Source organism: Natroniella acetigena (assembly GCF_023227745.1).
GTDB classification, from domain to species: Bacteria; Bacillota; Halanaerobiia; order Halobacteroidales; family Halobacteroidaceae; genus Natroniella; species Natroniella acetigena.
Genome location: NZ_JALKBX010000114.1, coordinates 1 through 1,196, shown reverse-complemented (window position 1 = coordinate 1,196; position 1,196 = coordinate 1). Strand labels below are relative to the sequence as shown.

1 protein-coding gene is annotated in these 1,196 nt (G+C 31.0%); it reads left to right on the top strand.

Features of this window, described 5'->3' with window-relative positions; genetic code table 11:
* Nucleotides 1–1,128 (top strand): IS110 family RNA-guided transposase (locus MWH25_RS12780; protein ID WP_248628036.1); only part of this gene is annotated, 1,128 nt, incomplete at its 5' end.
* Nucleotides 1,129–1,196: the final 68 nt, after the last annotated feature.

Here is a 1,196-nt window from a genome sequence, read left to right as displayed (position 1 = left end):
CCTACTTGTTTCACTAAACTAATTGATAAAATTAACTCATTTGATTCAGACCAAAAAGATATCATTTTTGGTCTAGAAGATACTTGTGGACTTGGACGTTCTTTAGCACAATGGTTAGTTAAGAACAATTATGAAGTTAAAGATGTTAATCCTAGCTTAACCAAGCGTGAAAGAAAGCATAGTCCAAATCCTGACAAATCTGATGCTATTGATGCTGAGGCAATTGCTAATGTATTACTGTCTGATTTCGATGAATTGCCTACTATCAAAAAAGATTCTAATTTTAAGGCAATTAGACAGCTAAATAACCATTATAACAACCTAAACAAACAAAGAACACAGGTCAAAAATCGATTACATGCTCTATTACATCAACAATATCCTAATTATGAAGAATTCTTTAGTCAACCTTGCGAAGGTAAAACTGCTTTAGCTTTTTGGGATAAGTTTCCTCACCCTAGTTTACTCAAACATTATGGTGAAAAGAGATTACAAAGCTTTTTAAAAAAACAAGCTCCGAATATTTCTGATGATAAAGCAGCTAAAATCCTTTCTTTAGTTGATAAGGATAAAGAACAAGATGCATCTTCAGAAATTAGAAACGATCTGATACCTATGCTGATTAAGCAACTTAAATTACTTAATGAACAAATTGATGAAATTGAAATAAAACTTGAAACAGCGGTTAACAATAGTCCTTACAATAATCTTACTACTATGCCTGGATTAGGATTTAAATTAGCGGCTACCATTATTTCCAGGATTCGTGATATTGATCGTTTTACTACCGCTAATAAACTAGCTCGCTATTCTGGAATAGCACCTGCAGAGTTCAGTTCAGGTAAGTCAAGAAAGCATACAAATAAAAAATATGGTTGTCGTAAATTAAATAATGCTTTTCACCAATTAGCCTTGCAACAAACTGTTGTTTCAAGAAATAATATTCCTAGAAATCCAGTTGCTTACCAGTATTATAAGAAAAAATTAGCTGAAGGTAAAACTAAAGAAACAGCATTAAATTGCTTAAAAAGGCGTTTAGTTGATATTATCTTTGCAATGATGAAGGATAAATCAGATTATAAGATGCCTGATGTTCCAGAGTATGAAATTTTAAATGAAGCTGTCTAATTCAACCTAAAACCTTTACTAATTTTAAGTTTTATTTGTATTTGTTTTCAAATTTCAAAAATTGACCT